Raw genomic sequence first — 2,873 nt, 5'->3', positions numbered from 1 at the left:
CAAGCTCTCTGGCCAGAGTTTTCTTGGGGCGACCGTGTAAAAGCCCCTCGCAGGCTTGTTCTCTAATGGAGAGCGGGATGGACATGGTTTTGGGCTCCTTTGTGTCCAAAAAACCAATACCACTTCAGGCCCACCCAAACAAAAAATCCCTGAAAAAACAATTTTTCAGGGATTATGAACAAGCCCCCTTTCCGCCCGAAGACGGAAAGGGATGGCCGAAGAAATTACTTCTTCAGCTGAGCCTTGATGTAGTCAGCGACATGGTAGCCATAAACAGCCGCGTTCGTCAGCTGCGCACCGCCCACGTAGTCATCATAGAACAGGCCGCCGGCCGCATTGCCAATAGCAAAGAGTCCGGGGATGGGCTGATTTTCGGTATCGAGCACCTGCGCGTTCGTGTTGACGAGCGGGCCGCCGAAAGTCGCCGTCATGCCGCCCTGGAACGGGACCGCGTAGAACGGAGCCTTCTTGACAGGGTAGGCCTTCGGAAGAGTGTTCGGCGGAACCAGCTTGCCGCGGGTATTGTTGTCGTTCGCAGCGTTGTAATCCTTGACGATCTTAGCGAGCTTCTTCGGATCGAGACCGGCCTGCTTAGCGAGGTCTTCAATCGTGTCTGCCTTGTAGACAGGAGCACGGTTGCGGGCATAAGAATTCCAGTCGTTGGCGAGAACCTTCAGATTATGAACATCATCGTCCACGATCATGAAAGCCCAGTTGTCCTTCGTCTTGGCCGCGGTATCGCGGGACATCTGAACATAAGTCTGGCCTTCATCCGTGAAGCGCTCGGTCTTTTCCTTCGAAACGCAGATGCCCTTGTTCACGATGTTGAGCGGGTTGGCACCGGTAGGACCGTGAATCGGGCCGCAGTGATACTGGTCGACGTTCACAATCTTCGGCATGAAGGGCTGAGTGAGGACAATGTTCTCACCGGCGATGATGCGGGAACCGCGGATCGGCATCTTGGCAGCGGCGGAACCTGCGTACATCGTCACCATCGCCTGGTTGGCGGAATAGCCGCCGGTGGCGAGAATGACACCTGCGCGGGAATGGATCTCGGAGTAACCGGTCTTCGTCTTGACCTTGACGCCGTCAATCATGCCCTTGGAGTTCTGCAGGAGCTTGACAACCTTGGTGTTGAAGAGCATCGGAACGCCGAGGCTCTTCGCCTTGGCCTGGAGGTACAGGGCAAGCTGGCTGCCGCCCGGCTGCGTCGGTCCCACGACAAGGTGAGCGCGGGTGAGCATCGGGAAAACAAGCTTCATGCCGGCCTTGAACTTAACCCCGCAGTAATCAGACATCCACTCGAGAGTCTTGTCGCAGTTGTCGACGAAATAGCGGGTCAAGGCAGGATCACCATGTCCCTTGGAAACCTTGATCATGTCGTCGTAGAACTTGTCGGCAGAGTCGCCGGAGATGCCGGCAGCCTTCTGCATCTTGGTGTTCGTGCCAAGCATGAACCCGGCAGCGTAAATCGTGTTGCCGGCAGAATCTCCCATCTTTTCAAGAAGAATAGGCTTCAGGCCAATCTGAGCGGCCCTGACCGCACAAACAAGACCGCCGCAACCAGCGCCGACAATGATCATGTCATAGCGGCCGCCCTCGGCCTTTTTGGCAGCCTTTTTGCCGGCGGCCTCAGCGGCTCCGCTCGTTAGAGCAGCTGCTCCAACGGCAGATAGCGCAGCCGTTTTAAAGAAACTTCTTCTGGATTGATTCTGCATAATTCTCTCCAAAAATTTATACAGTGCAACCTGTAAAGGTGATGGAGCAAAATTGAAAGATGCCCCAACCGGTCAGACACTCTACTCTTTCTATTTAAATTTTCAATAAAAGAAGAATAAGGCAAGGGAAATCTGCTATAGACAAGCAGAAAACAGTGACAAAGGATCTGATCGTTCAGACGAGCAAAGCCAGTAAACACGACAGGACCGCTCGCCATAAGAAGCACAGATTCTGATTAAAGCTTCCAAGCCCAAAAGTTCTGCAATAGAGCCATGAAAGCCTTCGTGGCTCTGGCTCATCAAATGTCGAGCAGCTTCAGGAACAGTTGGTCGCGCTTCAAGGACTCGGTGCTCCAGCGCCTCATTCCCCGCGGCGTCATCACGGAGGTCGTCTTCACGCAGTCAAACCACTCGAGGACTTGAATCAGGGATCTGGCATCAAGCCATTTCTTGAGGCTGACTTCCAGATCGAGCACGGCCTTCGACTTCCCATCTTTTTCCGTGCCGAGCCGCTGCTTGATCTCGCCAATCTGCTTGGTGAGGCAGCAGTGGTAGCCGAGCGCGACAAACTGCACGAAGAGCCTGCCCTGAAGGCTGTCAGGGTGCCAGACGCGTGGGCGGCGCCCGTCCATGCCATTCTTTTGGACATTGAAGAGCCCTCAATCTTCTCACTCAGCCTGTAGGACTTCAGCGCCTCCTCGGCGTCCTTGACCTCATTGGAGACAAGCGCGAAGAAGCCGAAATACTTCCTGGCCTCGCAGAAGGCCTCGTCTCTGAAGGCCACCTTCAGCTTCCCGCCGCGGCCCACGGTCGAACAGTGGAGGAACTTCTCCGCCTTCTTTTCGCCCGCGGGGGAGAGCTGCTCGGCAGCCTCGACGAGCCTCTTGAACTCGAACAGATCGTTCACCAGCCTCTGCTCGTCATTTAAATCAAAACAGCTTTAGGCCTGGCGGCCCATTGCAGAACCGACGTCACTTCAGGAGCGGGAAAAAGGAAAAGCCCCTCCGGACATTCGTCCGGAGGGGCTCGATGGAGAAGCCTGACGGTGACCTACTTTCACCAGAAATACAACTGACTATCATCGGCGCGAAGGCGTTTCACTGTCCTGTTCGGAATGGGAAGGAGTGGGGCCGCCCTGCTATGGCCGTCAGGCAA

The 2,873-nt window shown here is 55.3% G+C and carries 1 protein-coding gene, 1 rRNA gene and 1 pseudogene; all 3 read right to left on the bottom strand.

Annotated features, from left to right (window positions below; genetic code table 11):
• Positions 1 to 224 precede the first annotated feature (224 nt).
• Positions 225 to 1,718, bottom strand: a complete 1,494-nt coding sequence (locus MAF45_RS11185) for an FAD-dependent oxidoreductase (RefSeq protein WP_237980734.1) — start codon at positions 1,716 to 1,718, stop codon at positions 225 to 227.
• 299 nt (positions 1,719 to 2,017) lie between these two features.
• Positions 2,018 to 2,640 (bottom strand): annotated as a pseudogene (locus MAF45_RS11530) (IS1634 family transposase); the annotation flags it as partial.
• 115 nt (positions 2,641 to 2,755) lie between these two features.
• Positions 2,756 to 2,870 (bottom strand): 5S ribosomal RNA (rrf, locus tag MAF45_RS11175).
• Positions 2,871 to 2,873 lie beyond the last annotated feature (3 nt).

It is taken from the genome of Mesosutterella porci (assembly GCF_022134585.1).
Lineage (GTDB): Bacteria > Pseudomonadota > Gammaproteobacteria > Burkholderiales > Burkholderiaceae_F > Mesosutterella > Mesosutterella porci.
Note: the sequence above shows the minus strand (reverse complement) of the source record. Positions and strands in the feature narration are given on the sequence as shown.